General features: G+C 63.1%; 22 protein-coding genes and 1 pseudogene. 11 read left to right on the plus strand and 12 right to left on the minus strand.

Annotated elements, in window-relative coordinates; genetic code table 11:
• Positions 1 to 5: 5 nt before the first annotated feature.
• On the minus strand, positions 6 to 962 hold the full coding sequence (locus tag VGP39_RS02815) for an alpha/beta hydrolase (RefSeq protein ID WP_327566581.1): 957 nt from the start codon (positions 960 to 962) through the stop codon (positions 6 to 8).
• 251 nt (positions 963 to 1,213) lie between these two features.
• Between VGP39_RS02815 and VGP39_RS02820 the strand changes: the two genes are divergently transcribed.
• From VGP39_RS02820 to VGP39_RS02845, 6 genes are all read left to right on the plus strand, one after another.
• The gene (locus VGP39_RS02820) at positions 1,214 to 2,365 is read left to right on the plus strand and encodes a D-alanyl-D-alanine carboxypeptidase family protein (RefSeq protein WP_327566603.1); all 1,152 of its coding nucleotides are present in this window, start codon (positions 1,214 to 1,216) and stop codon (positions 2,363 to 2,365) included.
• A 2-nt stretch (positions 2,366 to 2,367) separates the two neighbouring features.
• Positions 2,368 to 3,060, plus strand: coding sequence for a dTMP kinase (gene tmk / locus VGP39_RS02825; protein WP_327566582.1), 693 nt, complete (start codon positions 2,368 to 2,370; stop codon positions 3,058 to 3,060).
• The gene (locus tag VGP39_RS02830) at positions 3,057 to 4,103 is read left to right on the plus strand and encodes a DNA polymerase III subunit delta' (RefSeq protein WP_327566583.1); all 1,047 of its coding nucleotides are present in this window, start codon (positions 3,057 to 3,059) and stop codon (positions 4,101 to 4,103) included. The genes tmk and VGP39_RS02830 overlap by 4 nt, the downstream gene beginning before the upstream one ends.
• A gap of 67 nt (positions 4,104 to 4,170) precedes the next feature.
• On the plus strand, positions 4,171 to 5,739 hold the full coding sequence (gene metG / locus VGP39_RS02835) for a methionine--tRNA ligase (protein WP_327566584.1): 1,569 nt from the start codon (positions 4,171 to 4,173) through the stop codon (positions 5,737 to 5,739).
• Positions 5,740 to 5,753: 14 nt separating this feature from the next.
• Positions 5,754 to 6,545 carry a TatD family hydrolase gene (locus VGP39_RS02840; protein WP_327566585.1) on the plus strand — a complete coding sequence of 264 codons (792 nt, stop codon included), beginning with the start codon at positions 5,754 to 5,756 and terminating at the stop codon, positions 6,543 to 6,545.
• Positions 6,542 to 7,339, plus strand: a complete 798-nt coding sequence (locus VGP39_RS02845) for an MBL fold metallo-hydrolase (protein WP_327566586.1) — start codon at positions 6,542 to 6,544, stop codon at positions 7,337 to 7,339. The genes VGP39_RS02840 and VGP39_RS02845 overlap by 4 nt, the downstream gene beginning before the upstream one ends.
• Before the next feature lie 246 nt (positions 7,340 to 7,585).
• On the opposite strand, the gene VGP39_RS02850 is transcribed toward VGP39_RS02845, so the two are convergent.
• Genes VGP39_RS02850 through VGP39_RS02860 form a run of 3 tightly spaced genes read right to left on the minus strand, consistent with a single transcriptional unit; the run spans position 7,586 to position 12,181 of the window.
• Positions 7,586 to 9,232: an acyl-CoA synthetase gene (locus tag VGP39_RS02850; RefSeq protein ID WP_327566587.1), complete on the minus strand. Its 1,647-nt coding sequence runs from the start codon at positions 9,230 to 9,232 to the stop codon at positions 7,586 to 7,588.
• Positions 9,233 to 9,253: 21 nt separating this feature from the next.
• A complete protein-coding gene (locus VGP39_RS02855) occupies positions 9,254 to 11,140 on the minus strand; it encodes a TRAP transporter large permease subunit (RefSeq protein ID WP_327566588.1) in 1,887 nt (628 codons plus the stop codon).
• A 21-nt stretch (positions 11,141 to 11,161) separates the two neighbouring features.
• The gene (locus tag VGP39_RS02860) at positions 11,162 to 12,181 is read right to left on the minus strand and encodes a TRAP transporter substrate-binding protein (protein ID WP_327566589.1); all 1,020 of its coding nucleotides are present in this window, start codon (positions 12,179 to 12,181) and stop codon (positions 11,162 to 11,164) included.
• 426 nt (positions 12,182 to 12,607) lie between these two features.
• Here VGP39_RS02860 and VGP39_RS02865 point away from each other — a divergent pair, with 426 nt between their 5' ends.
• A complete protein-coding gene (locus tag VGP39_RS02865; protein WP_327566590.1) occupies positions 12,608 to 13,765 on the plus strand; it encodes an MFS transporter in 1,158 nt (385 codons plus the stop codon).
• Positions 13,766 to 13,885: 120 nt separating this feature from the next.
• On the opposite strand, the gene VGP39_RS02870 is transcribed toward VGP39_RS02865, so the two are convergent.
• From VGP39_RS02870 to VGP39_RS02895, 6 genes and pseudogenes are all read right to left on the minus strand, one after another.
• Entirely contained in the window at positions 13,886 to 14,128 is a 243-nt protein-coding gene (locus tag VGP39_RS02870) for a DUF1272 domain-containing protein (protein WP_327566604.1), read from the minus strand.
• A 33-nt stretch (positions 14,129 to 14,161) separates the two neighbouring features.
• Positions 14,162 to 14,349 (minus strand): annotated as a pseudogene (locus VGP39_RS02875) (enoyl-CoA hydratase/isomerase family protein); the annotation flags it as partial.
• Between the two features lie 63 nt (positions 14,350 to 14,412).
• Positions 14,413 to 15,255: a hypothetical protein gene (locus VGP39_RS02880; protein ID WP_327566591.1), complete on the minus strand. Its 843-nt coding sequence runs from the start codon at positions 15,253 to 15,255 to the stop codon at positions 14,413 to 14,415.
• 57 nt (positions 15,256 to 15,312) lie between these two features.
• Positions 15,313 to 17,934, minus strand: coding sequence for a VCBS repeat-containing protein (locus VGP39_RS02885; protein ID WP_327566592.1), 2,622 nt, complete (start codon positions 17,932 to 17,934; stop codon positions 15,313 to 15,315).
• A 209-nt stretch (positions 17,935 to 18,143) separates the two neighbouring features.
• A complete protein-coding gene (locus VGP39_RS02890) occupies positions 18,144 to 18,902 on the minus strand; it encodes an enoyl-CoA hydratase/isomerase family protein (protein ID WP_327566605.1) in 759 nt (252 codons plus the stop codon).
• The gene (locus tag VGP39_RS02895) at positions 18,811 to 19,704 is read right to left on the minus strand and encodes a hypothetical protein (RefSeq protein ID WP_327566593.1); all 894 of its coding nucleotides are present in this window, start codon (positions 19,702 to 19,704) and stop codon (positions 18,811 to 18,813) included. The genes VGP39_RS02890 and VGP39_RS02895 overlap by 92 nt, the downstream gene beginning before the upstream one ends.
• Before the next feature lie 98 nt (positions 19,705 to 19,802).
• Between VGP39_RS02895 and nthA the strand changes: the two genes are divergently transcribed.
• Genes nthA through VGP39_RS02910 form a run of 3 tightly spaced genes read left to right on the plus strand, consistent with a single transcriptional unit; the run spans position 19,803 to position 21,483 of the window.
• The gene (gene nthA, locus VGP39_RS02900; RefSeq protein WP_327566594.1) at positions 19,803 to 20,441 is read left to right on the plus strand and encodes a nitrile hydratase subunit alpha; all 639 of its coding nucleotides are present in this window, start codon (positions 19,803 to 19,805) and stop codon (positions 20,439 to 20,441) included.
• Complete coding sequence (nthB, locus tag VGP39_RS02905) at positions 20,441 to 21,097, plus strand: nitrile hydratase subunit beta (RefSeq protein ID WP_327566595.1); 657 nt, start codon at positions 20,441 to 20,443, stop codon at positions 21,095 to 21,097. The genes nthA and nthB overlap by 1 nt, the downstream gene beginning before the upstream one ends.
• Positions 21,094 to 21,483 carry a nitrile hydratase accessory protein gene (locus tag VGP39_RS02910; protein WP_327566596.1) on the plus strand — a complete coding sequence of 130 codons (390 nt, stop codon included), beginning with the start codon at positions 21,094 to 21,096 and terminating at the stop codon, positions 21,481 to 21,483. Before nthB ends, VGP39_RS02910 begins: the two co-directional genes overlap by 4 nt.
• A 172-nt stretch (positions 21,484 to 21,655) precedes the next feature.
• Here the strand turns inward: VGP39_RS02910 and VGP39_RS02915 are convergent, their stop codons facing one another.
• A complete protein-coding gene (locus VGP39_RS02915) occupies positions 21,656 to 22,600 on the minus strand; it encodes an MBL fold metallo-hydrolase (protein ID WP_327566597.1) in 945 nt (314 codons plus the stop codon).
• A gap of 173 nt (positions 22,601 to 22,773) precedes the next feature.
• Here VGP39_RS02915 and mazG point away from each other — a divergent pair, with 173 nt between their 5' ends.
• Positions 22,774 to 23,589, plus strand: coding sequence for a nucleoside triphosphate pyrophosphohydrolase (gene mazG / locus VGP39_RS02920; protein ID WP_327566598.1), 816 nt, complete (start codon positions 22,774 to 22,776; stop codon positions 23,587 to 23,589).
• Positions 23,590 to 23,742: 153 nt separating this feature from the next.
• Here mazG and VGP39_RS02925 read toward each other — a convergent pair whose 3' ends face one another.
• Entirely contained in the window at positions 23,743 to 25,179 is a 1,437-nt protein-coding gene (locus VGP39_RS02925; protein WP_327566606.1) for an NAD-dependent succinate-semialdehyde dehydrogenase, read from the minus strand.
• Positions 25,180 to 25,485: the final 306 nt, after the last annotated feature.

The raw sequence follows: 25,485 nt of genomic DNA on the forward strand, positions 1-25,485 counted from the left end.
CCTGCTCAGGCCTGACCAGCGTTTGCCTTGAGGAAGTCGATCAACGCGGCATTCACCTCCGCCGGGCGCTCCTGCTGGATCCAATGGCCGGCGCCATCGATGATCAGCCTCTGCTTCAGGTTGGGCAGCACTCGCTCCAGCTCCATGATGCGCTTGGCCCCGATCAAGCCGGTGATGACGGAATCGTTCGACCCGGCAATGAACAGCGACGGCTGATGGATTTGCGCGCCTTGCCAAGGTGCAGTCAGTTCCCAGTTGCGGTCGATATTGCGGTACCAGTTGAGCCCGCCGCGGAAACCGGATTTCTCAAACGCCTCGATGAAATGCGAAAGCTCCTGCTCGGTGATCCATTCCGGCAATTGCCGTGGAATCGAGGGGTCGCCGAGAAAGCCTTTTCCTTTCTCGACAAACAGGGACGCGGCCGGATTGGAAAATCCGCGGCCAAACACCGCGCGCATGGTGAAGCCGACATCGCGTTCGAATTCCTGCTCCGCGACGCCCGGCGTCTGAAAATACTGCCAATAGAAGTTCGTTATCCCGCTGTCGCGCAGCGTATCGAGCGGCCGGCCACGTCCGCGAAAGGGAGGCGGAACGCTGAGGCCCGCAACGGCGCGAAAAATATCCGGCCGGAACAGGGCGGCATGCCATGCCACCGGCGCGCCCCAGTCATGGCCGATGATGACGGCCTGCTTTTCTCCGAGTGCCGCAACCAGCGCGACCATGTCGCCGACAAGCTCGAAGATGCTGTAGGCATTGATGTCGGCGGGCGCGCTGGTGCGGCCGAAACCGCGCATGTCCGGCGCGACAACCCGAAAACCGGCCTCGGCGATGGCCGGGAGTTGATGCCGCCAGGAATACGACAGTTCCGGCCAGCCATAGCAGAGCAGCACCAGCGGGCCCTGGCCCTGTTCGGTCAGGAAAATCTCGACGCGGTTGGCGGAAACGGTCCGTGACGATTGCATCGCTTTTCCGCCTTGTTTCAAAGATTTTGTGGCCTTGTGCCGCGGCAGGATAGGGTTGATCGTAACCCCTCGCAATCGCTCGAGATCGGACCGTGATCGTGCGGGCCAGTGTTGTTTGCGTCGCCTGCAACTGTTAAAATGCCGCTTTCAGGACATCGCGCATGGCCCTCAAATTATTCATGAATAGCGGGTTGCGCCGCGGGCGGGGCCTGCTCGCGGGTGTCGTCGCTGTCTGCATAGCCTGCGGCAGCATCGCCTTCGCGGCCAACCAAAGCGTGCAGGGCGTCAAGAAGGATGACGGCGGCTACGATACCGACGCGCCCACGGCGATCCTGATCGAAGCCGGCAGCGGCAGTGTGCTATTCGAGAAGAATCCGGACGAACTGCGGCCGGCGTCCAGCATGATGACGCTGATGACGACGGAGCTGGTCTTCCGCGCCGTCAAGCAGGGCGACATCAAACTCACCGATCAGTATCCGGTCAGCGAAAATGCCTGGCGCAGGGGAGGTGCCCCGGCCGGCGGGCCGACCATGTTTGCGGCGATTCACAGCCGCGTTCCCGTGGACGATTTGTTGCGCGGCGCCATCATCCAGAACGGCAACGATTCCTGCATGATCCTGGCGGAAGGCATCGCCGGCAACGAAAAAGCTTTTGCCGAAATGATGACCAGGCGCGCCCGCGAACTCGGCCTGACGAAGTCGACCTTTGCCAATGCGAGCGGTCTGCCGGACCCCGGCAACAGGATGACCGTTCGCGAGCTCTCAAAACTAGCGCGTCACATCATTCAGACCTATCCGGACTTCTACAAAATGTTCGGCGAGCGGGAATTCACCTGGAACAAGATCCGCCAGCAGAATCGCAATGCGCTGCTCAATTCGCTGGAGGGCGCCGACGGGCTGAAGAGCGGATTCACCAAGGACGGCGGCTACGGCCTGGTTGGCTCTGCGGTGCAGAACGGGATGCGGCTGATCGTCGTCGTCAACGGCCTCGATGATCCCGACGACCGTGTGACCGAGGCGAAGAAATTGCTGGAATGGGGATTCCGCAATTTCGAGGCACGAACGCTGTTCGCGGCGCAGCAGCCGGTGGGCTACGCAAAAGTGTTTGGCGGCGAGAGCCGGTCGGTCAAGCTGACGAGCCCGGAGCCAATCAAGGTGATGGTACAGAAGAACGGCAGCGACAAGCTGATCGCCCGCATCGTCTATAGCGGCCCGGTGCGCGCGCCGATCGAACCCGGCCAGCGGGTCGGTTTTGTAAAAGTCTGGCGCGGCGCCAACATCGCTGTCGAAGCGCCGGTATATGCGGCGGAATCGGTCGCAACGGGGTCGACGGTGCGGCGGGCGATCGACGGCGCCAGCGAACTTGTGATCGGGATGTTTCGCGCGGGCGCCGAGAAGCTCTGACGATGGCTCGGGCAGGCGCCAAAAACGACTCGTCACGCGGGCGATTCATCACCTTCGAAGGCGGCGAGGGCTCCGGCAAGTCGACGCAAATCAAGACGCTGGCCGAACGCCTGAGCGGCGCCGATCTGCGCACCCTGGTCACCCGCGAGCCCGGTGGATCGCCGGGCGCCGAAATCATTCGCCATCTGCTGCTGTCCGGAATGGGCAAGCTGCTCGGCCCCGAGGCGGAAACGCTGCTGTTCGCGGCGGCGCGGGACGATCATGTCCATGCGGTGATCAAGCCGGCGCTGGATCAGGGCGTCTGGGTGCTATGCGACCGGTTTTTCGACTCCACGCGCGTCTATCAAGGCAGGCTGGGCAAGGTCGAGCCTGGGGTTCTCAATGCGATGCAGCGGGTCACCATCGGCGATCTCAAGCCGGATTTGACGATCATCCTCGACGTTCCCGTGGAAGTCGGGATGCAGCGCGCTGCGGCACGGCGCGGCGCCGGCGCGCCGGACCGGTTCGAGGCGGAGGACGTCAAATTTCATCAAGGCCTGCGCGAGGCCTATCGGCAGATCGCGTCGGCAGAGCCGCAGCGCTGCGTGCTGATCGACGCCAACGCTGCCGCCGGCATCGTGGCGGGGAGAATCTGGACATCAGTGCGTGATCGTTTTCTGTCTCACGATGTTTCCAGAATGGTCAACCTCGCATGAGCGCACGTCAGGTCGAAGCACCCATCGAGGCCAAACACCCGCGCGAGACCACATCGCTGTTCGGGCATCGCGATGCGGAACTGACGTTGCTGAATGCCTACCGCGGCGGGCGCATTCCGCATGCCTGGCTGATCGGCGGCGCGCAGGGCATCGGCAAGGCGACCCTGGCCTATCGCATGGCGCGTTTCGTGCTCGCGCATCGCGATCCGCTGGTCCCGGCCGTCCTGGCCGCGAAAACCCTGGCCGTCGATCCGTCGCATCCGGTCGCCCGCCATGTCGCAGCCGGCGCCCATGGCGGGTTGCTCACGCTTGAGCGGACGCTCAACGACAAGGGCGTGATGCGCACCGTCATCACGGTCGATGAGACGCGCGAGACGATCTCCTTTTTCGGTTCGACCGCGGCGGTGGAGGGTTGGCGGGTCTGCGTCGTCGATACCGTCGATGAGTTGAATGCCAATGCGGCCAATGCGCTGCTGAAAGTTCTGGAGGAGCCGCCGCGGCAGTCGCTCTTCCTCCTGGTTAGCCACGCGCCGGCGCGGGTGCTGCCGACCATCCAGTCGCGCTGCCGCAAGCTGGCGCTGCGACCCCTCGGCGCCAGCGACGTCGTCCGCGCCGCGGCTGAAGCCGCGCAGAAGCGGGCCGATGATCCCGCGCTTGCGGAAGCCGCCGATGCGGCGGAGGGCAGCGTTGCGCGCGCGCTGACCTTGCTCGGCGGCGACGCATTGAAGCTGCACCAGCGCACGGCGGCGCTGCTGAGCAGCTTGCCGCGGGTCGATCCGCGTGAGCTCCATGCCCTGGGCGATGCGCTCGGCGGGAGCGACCGCGCGGTGCTTGCGGCTTTCATCGACAGCGTCGAGCGCTGGATCGCCGAGCGCCTGCGCGCCGACGGCGCCAATGCCAACGCAAATCTTCCCCGCCTTGCGCGGCTGGCGGAGGTATGGGAAAAGATCAGCCGCGCCGCGCGCGACACCGCAGAATACAATCTGGAGCGAAAACCGCTGGTTTTCTCGGTGTTCGGTATGCTCGCGGAAGCGACGCGCTAATCGACGCGACCATGATTTCGCGCAGGTCCAGCCCACTCATTTGATCCTAGGTCTTCAAAGCAAAGCCATGGCGTCCGCAACCAATTCAGCCCGACCGGCCTATTTTCTGACCACGCCGATCTTCTACCCGAATGGCGCGCCGCACATCGGCCATGCCTACACCGCCATGGTAACCGACGCGATCGCCCGCTTTCAGCGGCTCGACGGGTTCGACGTGCTTTTCCTCACCGGAACGGATGAACACGGCCTGAAAATGCAGCAAACGGCCATCGCGGAAGGCCTCACGCCACTGCAACTTGCAGACCGCAACTCGGCGCGCTTTCGCGACATGATGGCGGCGCTCAACATCTCATATGATGACTACATCCGCACCACGGAGCCGCGTCATGAGCGCGCCTGCCAGGCGTTGTGGATGGCGATCGAGAAAAACGGCGACATCTACCTGGACAAATACGCCGGATGGTACTCGGTTCGTCAGGAAGGCTATTTCGACGAGAGCGAAACCGTTCTCGGCGACGACGGAATCCGCCGCGAGCCGCTGGGCTCGCCGGTGGAGTGGACCGAGGAAGAATCCTATTTCTTCCGCCTGTCGGCATATCAGGACAAATTGCTCGAGCTTTACGAGAGCATTCCCGATTTCGTACTGCCGCGCGAACGGCTGAACGAGGTCGCCAGCTTTGTCAAAAGCGGCCTTCAGGACATTTCGGTCTCGCGCACCACCTTCGACTGGGGCATCAAGGTACCCGGTGCGCCCGGACATGTGATGTATGTCTGGATGGATGCGTTGACCAATTACATCACCGCCGCCGGCTATCCGGACGTCGAGAGCGAAAGTTTCAAGCGTTACTGGCCGGCTAGCCTTCACGTGACCGGCAAGGACATCGTTCGCTTCCACGCCGTCTACTGGCCCGCATTCCTGATGTCGGCCGGCGTCGCCGTTCCGCAGCGCCTGTTCAGTCACGGATTTCTGCTGAACCGCGGCGAGAAAATGTCGAAATCGGTCGGCAACGTGGTCGATCCATTTGCCATGGCCGATCAATACGGCGTCGATCAAGTACGCTATTTCTTCATGCGCGAGGTGTCGTTCGGGCAGGACGGCAGCTACAACCACGAGGCTATCGTCGCGCGCACCAACGCCGATCTCGCCAACGATCTTGGCAATCTGGCGCAACGCTCGCTGTCGATGATCGCCAAGCAGTTTGACGGCGTATTGCCGGAGCCCGGCGATTTGAGCGAAAACGACAAGGCGATCCTGGTGCAGGCCGACGGCATGATCGGGCTTGCGCGCACCGCGATGAGCACGCAGCAGATTCACCATTGGCTCAACACGGTGTGGGCCGTGGTGGCGGAAGCCAACCGCTATTTCGCGGGCGAGGCGCCATGGGCGCTGGCGAAGACCGATCCGGCGCGTCAGCGTACCGTGCTGTACGTGACGGCCGAGGTGATCCGGCAGATCGCGATTCTAGGGCAGCCGGTGATGCCGGAATCGTCGGCGAAGCTGCTCGATAGCCTCGGCATACCCGCGGGTGCACGCGACTTCGCAGCGCTCGGCAGCGCGGCACGCATCACGCCGGGCATAACGTTGCCTCCGCCGACGCCGGTTTTCCCGCGTTACATCGAACCCACAGCGGCGTGAACGGCCAAAACTCCATGCTTGTCGACAGCCACTGCCATCTCGATTTTCCGGATTTCGCGGGCGATCTGGATGCCATTGTTGCGCGCGCCGCGGCGGCGGGAATAGGGCGCATCGTCACGATCTCCACGCGGGTCAAGCATCTCGATACTTTGCTCACGATCGCTGAACGTTTTCCAAACGTTTATTGCTCCGTTGGCACCCATCCGCACCACGCCGATGAGGAAGATGGCATTCCCGCAGAGAAATTGGTTGAGCTGACGAAGCATGCAAAAGTCGTGGCTTTGGGCGAAGCCGGGCTGGATTATTTCTACCAGCATGGCTCCCGCGAGGCGCAGGAACGCGGTTTTCGCGTCCATATCGCCGCGGCCCGCGTCACCGGCCTGCCGCTGGTGATTCACACCCGCGACGCCGACGACGATTGCGGCCGTATCCTGGAAGACGAAATGTCCAAGGGACCGTTTCGCGCCGTGCTGCATTGCTACACCGGCGGGCGGGAACTGGCGATGAAAGCGATCTCACTGGGGCTGTCGATTTCGTTCACGGGCATCCTGACCTTCAAGAAGTCGCAGCCGCTGCGCGACCTCGCGGCGGAGCTTCCGGCCGACCGCATCATGGTGGAGACCGATGCGCCGTATCTGGCGCCGGGAAAATTTCGCGGCAAGCGCAACGAGCCGGCATACGTCGTGGAAATCGCAAAAGTGCTGGCGGAAACGCGCCGAGTCTCGCTGGATGACATCTCGCGCGAGACCAGCGAAAACTTCTTCCGCCTGTTCGCCAAGGTGCCGCGCGCGGACGCGATGGCATGACGCTGACGCTGACAATTCTCGGCTGCGGATCGTCGGCCGGTGTGCCGCGGCCTGCGCTGGGCTGGGGCGCGTGCGATCCCACCAATCCGAAAAACCGGCGACGCAGATGTTCACTGCTGGTCGAGCGGACGACGGAAAGCGGCGTCACGCGGGTCGTGATCGACACCTCACCCGATTTGCGCGAACAGTTGATCGACGCCAATGTCGACCACATCGATGCAGTGTTTCTCACCCACGAACATGCCGACCAGACTCATGGCATCGACGATCTGCGTTCGGTGGTCTTGCATCAGCGCCGGCGCATTCCGGTGTATCTCAATCAATCGACCGCCCGTCACATCCTGCCGCGTTTCGGCTACTGCTTCGAAAGACCGGAGGGCAGCGATTACCCACCCATTCTCGAACATTTTGCCGTCGAGGCCGGCGAAACCCGGATCATTGCGGGGAAGGGCGGCCCGCTCGGGCTGTCGGCGTTCATCCTGCAGCATGGCAACATTCCGGCGCTCGGCTACCGGATCGGCGATGCCGCCTACACGCCCGACCTCAGCGACATCCCGCCGGAGAGCTGGCCGGCGCTGGAAAATCTCGACCTCTGGATCATCGATGGGCTGCGCTACACCGGTCACCCTAGCCATTTCAGCGTCAACGATGCGCTGTCATGGATCGACCGGTTCAAGCCGAAACGCGCCGTGATCACCAACATGCATTCGGATCTGGATTACGAGGTGCTGCGTCTCAGCCTGCCGCCAGGTGTTATCCCGGCTTATGACGGCATGCGGCTGACGCTGGAGTGAGGCGTGTCCCGGACGCGGTGCGGCATTCTTCATGCCGTTCCGCTGAGCCGGGACCGTACCAAACACTGAATTGTCATGGCCGGGCTCGACCCGGCCATCCATCTTCTTTGCAAGACTCTTCTGAAGAGGGATAGATGCCCGGGTCAAGCCCGCGCATGACGAGAGAATTGTGCTCGTCACGGCCCTGGCTCTGCAGCGCATCGGTTCGCAAGTGCTACGCGCTGCGCTGCGTCCGGGGCACGGACCTCACGCCGATATCGCCTTCGCCGATTTGACCTGATCGCGCAGCATGAATTTCTGGATCTTGCCGGTCGATGTCTTCGGAATCGTTCCGAACACCACCGCCTTCGGCGTCTTGAAGCCGGGCATCTGAGCGCGGCAGAACGCGATGATCTCGGCCTCGGTCGTGGTCGCGTTGTCTTTCAGTTCGAGGAAGGCGCAGGGCACCTCGCCCCATTTCGCATCGGGTTTTGCTACTACGGCGGCGAACAGCACCGCCGGATGCTTGTAGAGCACGTCCTCGACTTCGACCGAGGAGATGTTCTCGCCGCCGGAGATGATGATGTCCTTGGAGCGGTCCTTGATGATGACGTAGCCATGCTCGTCAAGCACGCCGAGGTCACCGGTGTGAAACCAGCCGCCGGCAAACGACTCTTTCGTGGCCTTTTCGTTTTTCAGATAACCCTTCATCACAATGTTGCCGCGGAACATCACCTCGCCGATGGTCTCGCCGTCGCGCGGCACTTGCCTCATGGTCTCGGGATCGATCACCGTTACGGCTTCCTGCAAAGGATAGGACACCCCCTGGCGGCGCTTCATTTGCGCGCGCGCGTCGGCGGGCAGATCGTTCCAGCCCGGCTGCTCGGCACACACCGAGGCGGGACCATAGGTCTCTGTCAAGCCGTAGACGTGCGTCAGCCTGATCCCGATATTTTCGGCACCTTCCAGCACTGCGACCGGCGGCGCGGCGCCGGCGATCAAGCCGACCACCGGCCTCGATGATTTCCCTTTCGGCGCGTCCGGCGCGTTGATCAGCGTGTTGTAGACGATCGGCGCGCCGCACATGTGAGTGACGTTCTGTTCAGCAATCAGCTCAAAGATTTTCGCCGGGTCAACCTTGCGCAGGCAAACATTGATGCCGGCCGTTGCAGCGACGGTCCATGGAAAGCACCAGCCGTTGCAGTGAAACATCGGCAAGGTCCACAGATAGACCGGATGCTGTCCGAGATTGCCGGCGAGGATGTTGCTGACGGCGTTGAGATAGGCGCCACGATGGTGGGTCACGACCCCCTTCGGATTTCCGGTGGTGCCCGAGGTATAGCTGAGCGCAATAGCATCCCATTCGTCTTGCGGCGGCCTTGCGGCAAAGTCGGGGTCACCTTGCGACACGGCGGCTTCGTATTCGATCTCGCCGATCCGCTTTCCACCGGGGAAAGCCGCGTCGTCGATGTCGATGACGGCAGGCTTCGGACCCTTCATCAGCGCCAGAGCTTCGGAAATCACCCCGGTAAATTCCGGGTCGACCAGGATGATCCTGGCGCCGCCGTGGTCGAGCTGGAAGGCGATGGTATTTGCTTCGAGGCGAATGTTGAGTGTGTTCAGGACAGCGCCCGTCATCGGCACCGCGAAGTGAATCTCGTTCATCGCCGGGATGTTCGGCAGCATCGCCGCCACCGTATCGCCACGGCCGATGCCGCGCTTTGCCAGGAATGACGCAAAACGCCGGCAGCGCTCGTGGGTCTGACCCCAGGTGAAGACGCGGCCTTCATACACCGCGCTGGTGAGGTTCGGGTAGACCGCGGCGGAGCGCTCGAGGAAGCTCAAGGGCGACAGCGGCACGAAATTGGCCGGCGTCTTGTCCAGCCCGATGCTGTAATGGCCCTGATCACTCATCGCTTCGATCCATTTTACGGTTCACAGAAATCCGATCGAAATCCACGGGAATATCGCGACGATAATCAACCCGGCCAGCAGCGCAAGCAGATACCCCATGATCGGGCGGACGCCTTCGACGGGATCGACCCGTCCGATGGCGCAGGCGGCATAATAGCCGACGCCGAACGGCGGTGCGAACAGCCCGATGCCCATGGCGAGGATCACGATCATCGCATAGTGCACCTCGTGGACGCCGACCAGGCGCGCGACCGGAAACAGCAGCGGGCCGAACAACACGATTGCGGGAATTCCCTCCAGCACGCTGCCGAGGATGACAAAAACCACGATCGAAACGGCGATAAATGTCGCCGAGCCGCCGGGCAGCCCGGTCATCGCGGCGGCCAGCGCACGCGAAAACCCGGATTGCGTCAGTCCCCATGCCATGCCGGTCGCGGTTCCGATGATCAGCAGGATCGCCCCGGACAGCGATGCCGTCTCCACCAGCATAGGCATCAGCCGCCGCCAGTCGAAGTGACGATAGACCAACAGGCCGACCACGAACGCATAGACGATGCCGATGGTGGATACTTCGGTTGCGGTCGCGATGCCCTCGACAACGGCGTAGCGGATCACGAACGGCAGCGCGAGCGCGGGCAGGGCGATGACCAGGGTTTTGACGATCTCGCCGCCGTTCGCCCGCTTGACGTGGCTGAGGTCCTCGCCCCGATAGCGCCACCACACCAGCGCCGACAGCGTGATCGCCAGCACCACCCCCGGCAGCAAGCCGCCGGTAAACAGCGCCGCAATCGAGACGCCGGTCACCGAGCCGATGGTGATCAACACGAGGCTCGGTGGGATGGTTTCGGTCTGGGCGCCGGTGGCCGCGAGCAGGGCGACGAGATCGCCGGGTTTGGCGCCGCGCGCCTTCATCTCCGGAAACAGCACCGGCGCCACCGCCGCCATGTCGGCGGCTTTGGAGCCTGATATGCCCGACACCAGGTACATCGCGCCGACCAGCACATAGTGCAGGCCGCCGCGGACATGGCCGAGCAGGCTAGCCAGAAACGCCACCATGGCGCGCGCCATGCCGGTCATCTCGATCAATAGGCCGAGGAATACGAACAGCGGCACCGACAGCAAAATGAGGTGGCTCATGCCCTCATCCATGCGGCCGACCAGCACCATCAGCGGGGTGCGCGTGGTCAGCGCCAGATAGCCGAAGATCGCAAGGCCAAACCCGAACGCGATCGGCACCCCGGTAAAGACGCAGAAGCCGGCGACGCCGACAAAGAAAATGATCAGGTTGATATTGCCGAGCGGCCGCAGCCACGGCTGCGCCAGCCAGAACACGGCGATCAGCAGCGCCACCGACAGCACGGCGCCAAGCAGGGTCCTGACGTCGCCAACCCGCGCCAGCCGCAGGAACGCGAACAGCGCCATCAGGCCAATGCCGGCCGGCAGCGCCGCCGCGCGCCAGATATTGGGGATTTGCAATGCAGGCGTGGTGATAAAACTTTCTTCGTAGGCGTATTCGAAAGCCGGCCACGCGATCAGCAGCAGGAACGCCAGCGCGGCGCAGGTCGCGACCACGTCGAGATAAGCGCGCGTCGCGGGCTTCGTGCTGGCGACGACGGCGGTCATCCGCATGTGTTCGGCGCGGCGAAACGCGACTGCGGCGCCCAGCATCGCCAGCCACAGGAACAGGATCGACGCCAGTTCGTCCGACCAGATCAGCGGCCGGTGCAACCCGTAGCGGGCGACCACGCCCGCGAACAGAATGACGATTTCCGCGACCACCAGCAGGGCCGCCGGAATTTCGACGAGCATTCCAAGCCGGGCCTCGAGCGACGCCGCGAGCGAACGGCGGCGAGGGGATTCAACAGCCGCCTCACCGGCCGAAGCTTGCGAGAATTCGGCGTGCGCCATCTCGATTCCCTGGACGACCCGTTACGACAGCTTGCCGGCGGATTTCTCCAGCAGCTCCCAGGCCTGTTCGCCGTATTTTGCCTTCCATTCGCCGTAGAACCCGGCCGCACGCAGTTTTTCGCGGAATGGCGCGACATTCGGCTGGTTGAAGATGAGGCCCTTGCCTGCCAGTTCCTGTTGTAAGCCGGCATTCAGCTTGGCGACATCCGCACGTTCGTTTACGGCGGCAGCATTGATGTTTTTGGCGACAATGGCGCGGATATCCTCCGGCACCTTCTCCCATGCGCGCTTGTTGGCCAGGAACCAGAAACCGTCCCACATGTGGTTGGTCAGCGAGCAGAATTTCTGCACTTCGTAGAGCTTTGCCGTCGAAATGATCGCCAGCGGATTTTCCTGCCCCTCGACGATCCTGGTCTGCAGCGCGGAATAGACCTCGCTGAAATTGATCGAGGCAGGGGCGGCATCGAACGCCTTGAACATCGAGGTCCAGAGCGGGGAAACCGGAACGCGGATCTTGAAACCCTTGAAATCGTCGGGGCCATTGATCGGCTTGCTGGACGAGGTGGTTTCGCGAAACCCGTTGTCCCAGATCTTGTCCATCACCACGAGATTGGCCTTGCCGATCTCGCCGCGGATATAGGCGCCGAGCTCGCCGTCCATCGCCTTCCAGACCGTGTCGTAATCCGGAAACGCGAACCCGATGCCGTTGATCGACGCGGCCGGAACCAGGGTGGCCAGGATCAGGCCGGACAGCGTGAAGAATTCGATGCCGCCGGAACGGATCTGGCTCAGCATGTCGGTATCGGAGCCGAGCTGGTTGTTCGGGAAGATTTGCAGGTCGAAGCGGCTATTGGTCTCGGTCTTGATCGCCGCCGCCATCTCCTTGGCGCGGGCGTTCATCGGATGCGAATCCGGCAGGTTGTTGGCGTATTTGTAAGTGAATTCGGCCGCTTGCGCGCGCGCCACGTAAGGCGCACCGACGCTGCCCATCACCGCGGTCGCGGCCGATGCCTTCAACAGCGTGCGTCGTGAAAAGCTCATCTGGTTGTCTCCCTGACGGTTGTTGTTCTTGTGAGAACGACCATAAGGACCGGCCGCCGCTGGGTCATCAGTCATCTCGGCATGGGCTTATTGCAGTGTGCAGTCGGGTGCGGCCGATATCGATGGCGGAGGTCCAAACGTGGCTTGATTGCGTTTGAGCGTTCGTTCGCTGCAAACTCATGTGATTTAGATAAAAGTCTATCTAAGCTTTTGGATTTGCTATGAATATAAATATTCCATAATATACCTTATGCGAATTAGTTGCGGACTGAAGGCGATCGGGCTTGGGTCGTTCGCGTTTGATTTTGTCACTGAGCCTCTTATTGATTTTATCAGTGGCTCCGCTGAAGCTATTGAGCTTTTTGGCAGGCCGATATTTCAGGGGCGTCGAGTGCGGGTTGCCTTCGCGAACGCCGGACGTCGGAAATGATTCTGTTTTGGTTGGCGTTATCCGCTTTCGCGATCGGCACCGAGACCTTTCTGCTAACCGGACTGCTGCCTATGCTGTCTGCCGATCTCGGGATTTCGGCGGCAGTCGCGGGGCAACTCGCAACAGTGTTCGCACTGACATACGCGATCGGCTCGCCTATTCTGGCGGTGCTCTTCAGCAATTTCGATCGCAAGACCCTCCTCTTATTCGCTCTCATCAGCTTTGCTCTGGCCAATCTTTCGGCTGGTTTTTCGCTTAACTTTGGCCACCTCGTGGCAGCCCGCGTCCTGATGGCGCTCGCAGCGGGTCTCTTTATGCCTACTGCGAATGCGGTCGCCGTTGCTGTATCTGAGTCGGAACATCGCGGGCGCGCCATCGCTACCGTCAGTTCCGGCTTGACGATCGCAACCGCTCTCGGGGTTCCGCTCGGCACCCTCATCGGCTATCAAGTGGGCTGGCGCTCGATCTTCCTGCTCATTGCGGCGCTTAGTGCGCTGGCGGTGGTCGGTCTCGCCTACGGCCTGCCACGCGGCCTACCGCGCACAACTGCAAGCCTGGGGCAGCGTCTTGCCGTCCCGGGTCGCGGAAAAGTGCTGCGTGCACTTTTGGTTACTCTGCTGTGGGCGATGGGCGGGTTCACCGTGTTTCCATATCTGTCGACCGCATTCGCATTTGCTGGTATTGAGGCCACGGGGATCAGTCTCGCGCTCTTTCTGTTCGGATCCGCAGCGGCCGCGGGCAACATTATAGGCGGCATTCTGTTCGACCGCATCGGCTCGATTAGGACAACGGCCTATGCCCTTACCGTCTGCATACTGGTCCTTAGCGCAATCTCGCTCACGTCAAAGATCGCGCCGGGACCACATTCTTCATTGATCTTGCTGGCGCTCATGGTGCCATGGGGCATCGCGGCTTGGGCATTCCCCCCCGCTCAGAACGCGCACCTCGTCAGAATTTCGCCTGATGCGCCGATGGTAGCGCTCTCGCTCAACGCTTCTGCCCTGTATTTCGGAATGGCGGCAGGCAGCTTACTGGGCGGCCTGACCCTCTCGTGGGGGACCGCGAGCGATCTCGGTTGGATCGGAGCGCTAACGGCTGTAGTCGCGCTGAGCTTACTGTTGATCTTCTCGCGTATCGGCAGGATCGACACCTAGGAATGCAGCCGGCCGCGCCAGAACTAAGCAACTGTAGATAGAATAATGCCTATAAGATCGATTAGATAGCTTGTGATAAATCGGACCTAGTGCCAAAATCCATCGCGGATCACACCCATCTTACGCCACGCAAGGCTGCTCCCGCAGGTGCCGTTCAACCGACGCCGGATATTTCGCCAGCATCGCTGGCGGCCGGATCGGGCGGCTGACGAAATTGCCGCTGCAGTTCGGACAGACCCCGCCGAACACCGTGGCGGCGCAATCCGCGCAGAACGTGCACTCGAAGCTGCAGATCCGCGCTTCCGCGCTTTCCGGCGGCAGGTCGCGGTCGCAGCACTCGCAGTTCGGTTTTAGTTTCATCATGGCCATGCCTCCAGTCTGATTTGCATTCAGCGCCCCCTCGAACCGCGGCTTCCGTCGGCCCAAAAACGCCGCCACGCCTTCCCTGTGATCCTCGCTAAAACTCGCCGGCGCGAACTGGTCGAGGTCCACATGGCTGGCGAGATTGTCCAGCGCATGCACCAGGCGATTGACGGTCAGCTTGGTCATGGCGACCGAATCGGCGGCTGCACCGCGAATTTCGTGCCCAGCGTCACTGCAGTTGGCTTAGCCGTGGCGGTGGGGTACTCACCCATCGCGTTTTTGCGCTACTTGCCAAGCAGCGTCTTGATTCTTGCAGCATCTCCACTGCTCAGCACGTGCTTCGGACTGACGGCCGTATAGGCGCTGACCGGCCTGCCATCCAGCACTGCTGCTGGAGCGCCCGTTAGCCGGTCTTGCTGCAGGAGGAACGTGCCCTCCTGCCCCTCGGTAAACTTTGGGCTGGCTGCCCACATGACGTCAACCGAGGCCGGGAAGCGGACGACGACCTCCCGCAGGTCTGCGGCGCCTTTCAGGGCGCTCTCAACCTCAATGATCGCTTCACGCCATTCCGGATCGTGCTCGGTGACCCGCCTCCTCTCGGGCGCCAACGCCAACGCGCTCGGCGCCTGCACGCGTTTGACGCGACCCACGACGACAAGGTCGGCGCTTTCCAGCGCGGTCTGGAGTTCCCTGTCCGCGGATGCACCGACCTGCGCCGAGACCCGGGTGTCCTCGGCGGCGCCTGCCGCAGCTGCCAATACCGGTTCCCAGCTCAGCACCCGCACGGCTAAGCTCTCCCCGAATATCAAGCCATCCGTGAAGAACAAGCCCTGCGCCCCCTCTTGCAGTGGAGCGCCTCCGTCAGTCACCACCGTGACTTTGTCTCCGGTGTCCAACGCAATAGCGTCGGGCTTCTTGATCACCCTGTCGACGGCAACGACGGAAGTATTCGATGTGACCGTCACGTTCGGCAACGTGACCGCCTTCAGGGTCTCGACGGTGCCCACGAACACGATGCTCGGAGTCACTGATGCCCCCTGCTGTGCCATTGCACCATTGCCGGCGAAGGAGAGCAGCACCACTGCGGCGACTGCAAGCGACGTCTTGGCTTTTTCATTCGCGCTCATGGTCGCATGTCTCCTGCTCCAGCCCGTGTTCCGTTCCCTTGCTCAAGCCATTCTGTCTCAGTGTATCATCGGCACCCTGAAGAAGAAGGGATCGATCGACATCCCCACTGTGGTGCTACCGTTCTTCAACGTTTGCGAGGTGAAATCGGCCTGCCGCTGGTAGATCACGCCTTGCGGGAAGTTGGCGAGGTTAGGGGTATTGTTGGCCGAAAATACGCCGCGGAACTCCGATCCCACGGCGACCACGTGGGTGTAGTCGCCGAGATAGGGCTGAAACGCCGGCGCCGGCGCCCCCGGCGGCGTCGCCGGGGTGGTGGCCAGAACAGAATACTGGCGCGTCACGAAGGCGTTTTTCGTCTGTACGAGGCTGGTAACCCATCGCTGGTTAGCGCCGCTGCCGGTCACTTGCTGGTAGAGCGCGCCGACGGTGCCGTTCGCGCCGATAGCAAGGGCGACATTGGTCGCGTTGGTGGCCGTCAGCAAGTCGCCGGCGGACCAGTTGGCGCCGCGATTGGTGGAACGCCGGACGTGGACGGTGTAGATGTCGCCCGAGCCTACCCGATCAGCCCAAGCCACATAGACGATGTCCGAGTTGCTCGGATCAACGGCAAGCGACAGGGTCGAGCCGATCCGCTGATTGCCAAGGGCGGGGCCGTTCACCCACGGGATCGTCACGCCGGTGACGACGCGCATCCCGGCCACGCTGTCGCCCGGGTCGACCAACGCGGTGAACGGGTTGGCTCCGACCCCCCAGGTGTCGTCGCGCACCACCACCACCTCGATGGTCGCAACCGAGCCGTTCCAATTCGTGCAACGGAGAAACGCTGCGTACACGGTGCCGTCCGGCGCCGCCGCCGGCCGGATGGATGGCCAGTCCTGACCACAGGTGCTGTTGCGTTTGTCGATCCGCACCGAATTCCACGTGGCGCCGCCGTTGGCCGAAACGTCTACCGTCGCGGTCTTCGGGGCTGCTGCGAAATCGTTGTTGCCAACGAAGACGTGGTCGATGCTGCTGGTACGTTGGCTTTGCACAAAGGGCTGATCGACCTGGCTCCGGGAAGCCTGGACGGTCATCAGCGTGGACGTCGTAAAGTCCGACGTGAACATCTCGTTGAGGAGCAGGTTGCCTGGAATCTTCAAGATGCCGCCGTATAGGCTGTTGCCGGTCGCAGCCCGCGCGGCCGCCACTGTGATGTCTCCGGTTCCGAACGGGCCGCAACTCGGCAGGATGTTGTTCAGGACCCAGGTGAAGCCGGAATTCTGTGACACATAGACGGGAGCCGTCGCGCCGCAGCCGGCGGGGTTGGGCGTGAAGGCTGTTCCGACCATTCGCTGCGGGAAGTCGGGGTTGACCGCGAGGAACGGCTCGCTGTCCTGGTTGGTCTCGCCGCTGAGGCTTGCCGGAACCATGTTCACCACGCCGCCGGCGCGGGACAGCGAGAACGCCACCGGCAATGTGCCCCAGCCGGACGGGCCGCTCAGGGCCACATCGGCCTTGCCGTCGCCGTTGAAGTCGCCAACGAGCGGCTTGGCATTGGCGGTAGCCGCCCAGCCGGCGAAGTCGACGATCGGCTGATTGGTAACGGTGAAGCTGCCGCTCCCGTTGGAAAACGCCACCGGCAAGGTACTCCAACCAGAGGCGCCGGTCAGCGCGACGTCGGTCAAACCGTCTCCGTTGAAGTCGCCAACGAGCGGCTTGGCATTGGCGGTGGCGGCCCAGCCGGCAAAGTTGGCGATCGGCAGATTGGTGACGTTGAAGCTGCCATTGCCGCTGGAGAAGGCCACCGGCAAGGTGGACCAACCGGAGGCACCGGTCAGCGCCACATCGGCTTTACCGTCGCCGTTGAAGTCGCCGACCAACGGCTTGGCATTGGCGGTCGCGGCCCAGCCAGCAAAGCTGGCGATTGGCTGATTGGTGACGTTGAAGCTGCCGTTCCCGTTGGAGAAGGCGACCGGCAAGCTCGCCCAGCCGGCGGGGCCGGTCAGTGCCACATCGGCTTTGCCGTCGCCGTTGAAGTCGCCGACCAGCGGTTTGGCATTCGCGGTCGCGGCCCAGCCGGCGAAGTTGATGATGGACAAATTGGTGACGTTGAAGCTGCCGTTCCCGTTGGAGAAGGCGACCGGCAAGCTGGCCCAGCCCGCGGGGCCGGTCAGCGCCACATCGGCTTTGCCGTCGCCGTTGAAATCACCGACGAGAACGTGGACGTTGGGGGTGGTGGCCCAGCCGGCGAAGTTCGTGATCGGCAGATTGGTGACGTTGAAAGTACCGTCGCCATTGGAGAAGGCCACCGGCAGGGTGGACCAGCCGGAGGGGCCGGTCAGAGCCACGTCGGCCAGCCCATCGCCGTTGAAGTCGCCGACGATCGCCTGGGCATTGGCGGTAGCGGCCCAGCCGGCGAAGTTCGTGATCGGCAAGTTGGTGACGTTGAAAGTGCCGTCTCCATTGGAGAAAGCGACCGGCATGGTGGTCCAGCCGGCAGCGCCGATCAGGACCACATCGGTCAAGCCGTCACCGTTGAAGTCACCGAGGAGGATATTGACGTTGGCGGTAGCGGCCCAGCCGGCGAAGCTCCCGACGGGCATGTTGGTGACCGCCAAGCCGCCGTTCGACGAAGCTGGCATGGCCCCTAAAACGAAAATTACGACTATCCCAATCGCTCTTTTCAGAAGCTGCCACATGTAATCTGCCCCCTCTTGTTCAGCTCCGCGCTTAACATCTTTTGTATTCAACTTAAGGTAAGATCATCTAAAATTGCATTTTTATAGCGTGCTCGCGTCGCTATGCCGCATGAGGGCCGACCGGACAAAAACCCCGTTGCTCCGATGAGAAGGCGGCCACCGCGAAGCCTGCCTGGATGGCGGTGCCGTCAAGGAATGCAAAGCGGCGCTCAGCGCCCCTTGAAGCGCGGCTTTCGTCGGCCCAAAAACGCCGCCACGCCTTCCCTGTGATCCTCGCTAAAACTCGCCAGCGCGAACTGGTCGACGTCCATATGGCCGGCGAGATCGTCCAGCGCGTAGGCCAGACGGTTGACGGTCAGTTTTGTCATGGCGACCGACAGCGGCGGCTGCGCCGCGACCTTTGCGGCCAGCGCCATCGCGGCGTCGAACGCCCCACCGTGATCAGCCACCTCCTCCACCAAGCCCCATTCATAGGCCTGCGCGGCGGAGATGCGCTGATCGGCCAGGATCACTGCCTGTTTGGTGCGGGCCGGTCCGATCAGATGCAGCATGCGCGGCACGCTCTGCCAGCTCATGTTCATGCCGAGGCCGATCTCGGGCACCCGCAGATGCGCATCGCGCGCCATCACGCGAAAATCCAGCGCCACCGCCAGCGCCACGCCGCCGCCGATGCAAAACCCTTCGATGGCGCCGATGGTGATCTGCTCCATCTCCTGCCAGGCCCGCGTCAGCCGCGGCCCGAGCTTCAGGTGCCGGCGCAGGGCACCGAGGTCCATGGTGGCGCGCGAACGGCCCTCGGCGTCCTTCAGGTCGAAACCGGCGCTGAAGGCTTTCGCGCTGCCGGTGAGCACCACGGCCGATGTATCGCTGTCGTCCTCAAAGCTGCGCGCGGCATCGGTGAGCTGACGCAACGCTTCCGGCGACAGCGCGTTGATGCCATCGCCGCGGTCGAACCGCACCACCGCGATGCGGCCTTCGGGACCGAGGCCCTTTTCGATGGTTACAAGATCCGCCAACGCCGCACCTCCCATCCGCTATCTTCCAAATAGCTCGCAAATGGCCTGAACGCTCGCGCACGGGCTTACCCCCCGGCGGCGGAAACCGGATCGTGGTTCCGATCGTGATCCAGTTGGCGTTTTCGCCCTGGATGTTGCGGCCGTAGATGAGGTCGACCGAGAAAATCTCATTGGGCCGATAGCGGACGCCGACCTGAAACCGCGGCCGGGTCACGCTCGGCAACTCCGCCTGCCCGGCCTGGCCGAACGCTTCCAGCGTCAGCTGCAGCACATCGGTGAATTTCCAGTCCCAGCCGATGCCGTAGAGCAAATAATGGCGATCGACCGTGCGGTCCCACAGCCAGCCGCCATTGAGGTTGATCCGCATGGTTTCCGAAAGCCGGTAAGTTGCCGGCGCCACCGCGAAGGTGGTCAGGTTGTCCCCGGTCAGCGCGTCGAACGAGGCGCCGGCGTACATCGCAAAGCCGAATTTCCCGACGCCGGTCGGCACCAGGTTGGTCTTGGCCTTGGGTTGAAAAGTGGTGCTCCATTCGTCGTCGCTGCGGGAGCGATTGCCCAGCACGCTGAATTCCACCGGCCGCCCGACGTCGACCACGCAGGAGGGATTGGCGACCATCGAGAAATCCGCGTTGGTCGCAAGCGACATCCAGCTTTCGAGCTTGCAGGAGCCGGCTTCGGAGATGTCGGCGGCGTCGACCGCGAATGCGCCGTTGGCCGCCCATGCGTCATCCGCCATCGGCAGCGCCGTGGCCATTATCGCCGTAAATGCTATGCGCCCTGCCCAAAGCCCCATACCGGAAACTAGCAGAGTCTGCGGCTCGACATAGCCTGAAATTTGCCTATCCTGACACCATGACCGGCCACGACGAGCACCATCATCACCACCATGATCACGACCATTCGGAATTGTCCGAAACCGAATTGCGCGTGCGCGCGCTGGAAACCATCCTGACCGAGAAAGGCTATGTCGACCCGGCCGCGCTTGATCTGTTGATCGAAACCTACGAGACCAAAGTGGGCCCGCGCAACGGCGCGCGCGTGGTGGCGCGGGCGTGGGCCGATCCCGCCTACCGCGCCCGCCTGATCGCCGATGCGACGCCGGCGATTGCCGAACTCGGCTATGCCGGGCGGCAGGGCGAGCACATCGTGGCGCTCGAGAACACCCCTGCCCTGCACAACATGGTCGTATGCACGCTGTGCTCCTGCTATCCGTGGCCGGTGCTCGGGCTGCCGCCGGTGTGGTACAAATCCGCGCCCTATCGCTCCAAGGCAGTGAAGGACCCGCGCGGCGTGCTCCGGGATTTCGGCTTCGAACTGCCTGCCGGCACCGACATTCGGGTCTGGGATTCCACCGCGGAAATCCGCTATCTCGTGCTGCCGATGCGCCCTGAAGGCACCGACGGCTGGAGCGAGGAACGTCTCGCCGATCTCGTCACCCGCGACAGCATGATCGGCACCGGCTTGCCGAAACAGCCCCGCGAGATCGCCTGATGGATGGCGGACAGGACATGGGCGGAGTTTGGTCCGGTCAGGTGCGGCCGGAGCCGAACGAGCCGCCGTTCCACGCCGAATGGGAGCGCCGCGCCTTTGCGCTGACGCTGGCGATGGCGATGCCCGGTGGCTGGAATATCGACATGTCGCGCTTCGCCCGCGAAGATCGTCCGCCCGAGGAGTATCTCAGCAAGAGCTATTTCGAGATCTGGCTCGCCGGCCTCGAACGGCTGATGCTTGCGCGCAACCTTGTCTCGTCGGACGAGATCGAGGCTGGAAAGCCGCTGCATCCGGCAAAGCCGGTTGCCAAGACACTGACGCCCGAGGGTGTCGCCGGCATGCTGCATCGGGGCGGACCGACCGAACGCAGGGCGACGAGCCCTGCTCTGTTCGCGGCCGGCGATCGCGTAGTGGCGAAAATGATCAACCCGCCGACCCATACGCGGCTGCCGCGTTACGTGCGCGGGCATGTCGGCACCGTCGAACGCGTATTGGGTTTTCACGTCTTTCCCGACAGCAACGCGATGGGTGCCGGCGAGAATCCGCAGTGGCTTTACACCGTGACGTTCGACGGCCGCGAGTTGTGGGGCGACGATTCCGATGCGAACCTTAAGGTGTCGGTCGATGCCTGGGAGCCCTATCTGGAGCGCGCATGACGGCACTCGATCCAGAAGCCGCCGCCCGCGCCGCCGCCGCGGTGCCCGGCATTCCCCGCGATAATCAAGGCCCGGTGTTTCGCGAGCCATGGGAGGCGCAGGCCTTCGCGATGGCGCTGGCGCTGCATGCGCGCGGGCTTTTCACCTGGAGCGAATGGGCGGCCTCGCTGGCCGATGAAATCAAGCGCGCGCAAGGCTTGGGCGATCCGGACACCGGCGAGACTTATTACCGGCATTGGCTCGCCAACCTGGAAAAGCTGGTTGCCGCGAAAGGCCTGGCGACTTCCGATGTCCTGCATCGCTATTTCGACGCCTGGGATCACGCCGCCGATCGCACGCCGCATGGACAGCCGATTGAATTGAAGCCGGAGGATTTCGGCGGCTAGAGTTCTTGCTCACCTCTCCCCGAAGGGGAGAGATCAGATGTCATCGCAGATGACATCCGGGTGAGGGGCTGACGCGAGTCCGAATGCGTGGAGAGTCCCTCACCCGAAGCCTCCGCTGCGCTCCGGCTTCGACCTCTCCCCTGCGGGGCGAGGTGACGCGACCAGCTTCGCCTCAGATGCCGCGGCCCCAATAGCCGCACCAGCGATGGACATTCCATTCGATGTTCGCTTCGTAGTTTTGCAGCGTTGAGTGCTGCGGCAATCGCACATCCTTCGCCGCCGGATCGAAGCATTTGCCGGCATCGGACGCCTTTTTCACCTCGGCGGACAGGTCGGTCATGAAAGCGAGCTGCTGCTCCATATCCTTTTTGGTGCCGAGCCGGCCGCCCGGCCCGGGATGTCCGGGAATCTGGCGGTCCCAATTCAGCGCCAGCGTCTTCTTCAAGGAAGCTTCCCACTCGGTCGGGTAGGAATCGTTGACCGCCAGCCGTGACGGCACCGCGCCGAGCGAGTTGAAATCGACGGCGAAGATGATCTTCTCCTTCGGCAGGAACATCACCAGCGTCGAATCGGAATGGTTCTTGCCGGTATCGATCAGCTCCAGTGTTGTGCCGCCGAGCTTGATGGTGCGTTTGCCGGTGACCACCTCATCGGGAATGACGACGTCGAGACCCTTGAGCGCGGCCAGCCGCTCCTTGGCGCGCTTGTGCGCGACGACCTTGGCGCCGGCATCCTTGAACGGCTTGCCGCCCGCGATGTGATCGTAATGGTGGTGGCTGTAGATCAGATATTTGATCGGCGCCTTGGTGATCTTCTGGATTTCCTCGACATAGGTCTTCGCCGCCTGCGGCCGGCCATAGCTGATCGGGTCGGTGGCGATCACGCCCGCGGGCGTGACGACGAACATCGCCTGATGGTTCTGGTAGCGGAAGACATAGACGTTGTCGGTGCCCTCGACCTTGGTGGTCGCGAACAGCGGCGCCGCCGGCGTTGCGGCCGGAGCGGGCGCGGCGGCCGGCGCCGGCGGTGCGGGTGCCGGTGTTTGAGCCTGCGCGATACCGGTAAGACCGATGCTGGCCGTGGCGATCAAAAGCGTGGTGAGCATTTTGTTGTGCATGTGTGTTCCTCCCTGCCGGAAACTAACACCGCCCGCCCGCCGCCATTCCAGACAAGAACACGTCCGCGCCGTTACGTCGCAGCGCCGATCGCTGGGGATAGCCCGCGCCTCGCGCTGGGCCAGACCCGCGTCTTGCGGCATACCAAACCGACCATCTTGAGCTTCGGTGCGCCATGACCCCTTCCCGCGATATTTCCGGCTTGCTCGACATCATGGCGCGGCTGCGGACGCCCGGCAGCGGCTGCCCTTGGGATCTGGAACAGGATTTCTCGACCATTGCGCCCTATACCATCGAGGAAGCCTATGAGGTCGCCGACGCGATCGCGCGCGATGATCTCAGCGACTTGCGCGACGAACTCGGCGATCTCTTGCTGCAGGTGGTGTTTCATGCCCGGATGGCGGAAGAACAGCACGCATTCTCGTTCGGCGACGTGGTCGAGGCCATCACGCGAAAAATGATCCGCCGGCATCCGCACGTATTCGCCGACTCTCGCGGACGATTGACCCCGTCGGATGTGAAGGGCGCATGGGATCGCATCAAGGCGGAGGAAAAGGCCGAACGCGCGGCGCGGCGGCCTGCTGAGGAAACATCCCGCACCTCGCTGCTCTCCAGCGTCAAGGCGGGACAGCCCGCGCTTTCGCGCGCGATGGAATTGCAGCGCAAGGCCTCCGGCGTCGGGTTCGACTGGAACGATCCCCGCGCGGTCTTGCACAAAATTCGCGAGGAGGCCGACGAGATCGAGGCCGCGCTCGACCGCGGCGATGCCGAGGCACTCGCCGATGAGACCGGTGACCTGCTGTTCGCGCTGGTCAACCTCGCGCGCCACGTCGGCGCCGATCCTGAAACGGCGCTGCGCGGCACCAATGCGAAATTCGAGCGGCGCTTTGCCTATATCGAACGCGGGCTGGCGGCGCAGGGAAGATCGCTGGAGGGCGCGTCGTTAGAGGAAATGGATGCGCTTTGGAACGAGGCGAAGGGCGGAGAGTGAATGCGTCGTCCCGGCGAAGGCCGGGACCCATAACCCCTGGCGTTCGTGATTAAGCGCGGACGATTGAACGCCGTTCCTGAACGCAAACGACACGGCGTATGGGTCCCCGCCTTCGCGGGGACGACGGTTGTAGGTTAGGCGCGCCGTTTCCCCTCACACCCCCGTCTGCGTGATGAACTTCGTATTGAAGTACCCGTCCATCGCCTCGGTGCCGCCTTCCGAGCCATAGCCGGAATCCTTCACCCCGCCGAACGGCACTTCGGGTAATGCCAGACCAAAACTGTTGATCGAGACCATGCCGCTCTCGATCGCGGCGCCGATCGCGGTCGCGGTTTTGGTGGAACTGGTGAAGGCATAGGATGCCAGGCCGTAGGGCAGGCGGTTGGCTTCCTCGGTCACCTCGTCCAGCGTCGAAAAGCGCGAGATCAGCGCCAAGGGCCCGAACGGCTCCTCGTTCATGGCGCGGGCATCCTTGGGGACATCGCTGACCACGGTGGGCTCGTAGAAATAGCCTTTGTTGCCGACCCTGTGGCCGCCGGTTTCCAGCTTGGCGCCCTTGCCCACCGCGTCCTGCACCATGCCCTCGATCGCGTTGACGCGGCGCGGATTGGCCAGCGAGCCCATCTTCGAATCCGCGTCCATGCCGTTGCCGACCTTCATGGTTTTTGCGCCCTCGACGAACTTGTCGACGAATTCCCGGAACACGTCGTCCTGCACCAGCATCCGCGTCGGCGAAATGCAGACCTGCCCGGCGTTGCGGTATTTCGCCGCCGACAGGATTTTTGCGGCAGACGTCACGTCCGCGTCGTTGAACACGATCGCCGGCGCATGGCCGCCCAATTCCATGGTGGCGCGCTTCATGTGCAGGCCGGCGAGCGCCGAGAGCTGCTTGCCGACAACGGTCGAGCCGGTGAAGGAGATTTTTCGGATGATCGGGTGCGGAATGAGATACTCGGAAATTTCAGACGGCACGCCATAGACCAGATTGATGACGCCCGCGGGCACGCCGGCGTCGGCGAAGGCGCGGATCAATTGCGCCGGTGAAGCAGGCGTCTCCTCCGGCGCCTTGACGATGATCGAGCAGCCCGACGCCAGCGCCGCGGACAATTTGCGCACCACCTGGTTGATCGGGAAATTCCACGGCGTGAACGCCGCGACCGGGCCGACCGGCTCCTTGATCGCCAGCTGATAGATGCCGGGGCCGCGCGCGGGAATCACCCTTCCATAGGCGCGCTTGGCTTCCTCGGCGAACCACTCGATCACATCGGCGGCGGCCATCGCCTCCATCTTGGCCTCGGCCAGCGTCTTGCCCTGCTCCATGGTGAGCAGCGGCGCGATCTCGTCGTTGCGCTCGCGCATGAGGCTGGCTGCCTTGCGCATGATCTTGCAGCGGTCGAACGCCGACACCGCGCGCCAGACCTTGAAACCCGCAGCGGCCGCGGCCAGCGCCTCGTCGAGGTCGGCGCGATCGGCATTCGCGACGGCGCCGATGGTTTCCTCGGTGGCGGGATTGAGCACGTCAATCGTCCGGCCGGAGTGGCTCGGACGCCACGTGCCGTTGATGAATAACTGGGTGTCGGAATAGGCCACAAAACTCTCCCTGGTCGCGCCGGTTTTCGTTGCGGCGCATGGAATAGTGCTCGCGCCTTCGCGGTCAAGTGTTTCCTTTGACGCCAAAACATAGGCAAGCGTCATCGTTGCCCGCAAATCCCTTCGCGTGAGTGAGAGATTCAGTGGACCTCCCCCGCAGAGAATAGAGGGAGGCGGAACGCCGAAAGGCGCACCTTGGTAACAGCCGCGGCTTGATTGCCGGATCGCCGACAATCAGAGGCACACGGCAACGCCTCTCGACGTTCCGTCACGGCGTAGTAGCCCTGGTCCGCGCTTCCGGGGACT

Origin of the sequence: Bradyrhizobium sp. (genome assembly GCF_036009065.1) — a bacterium.
Lineage (GTDB): Bacteria > Pseudomonadota > Alphaproteobacteria > Rhizobiales > Xanthobacteraceae > Bradyrhizobium.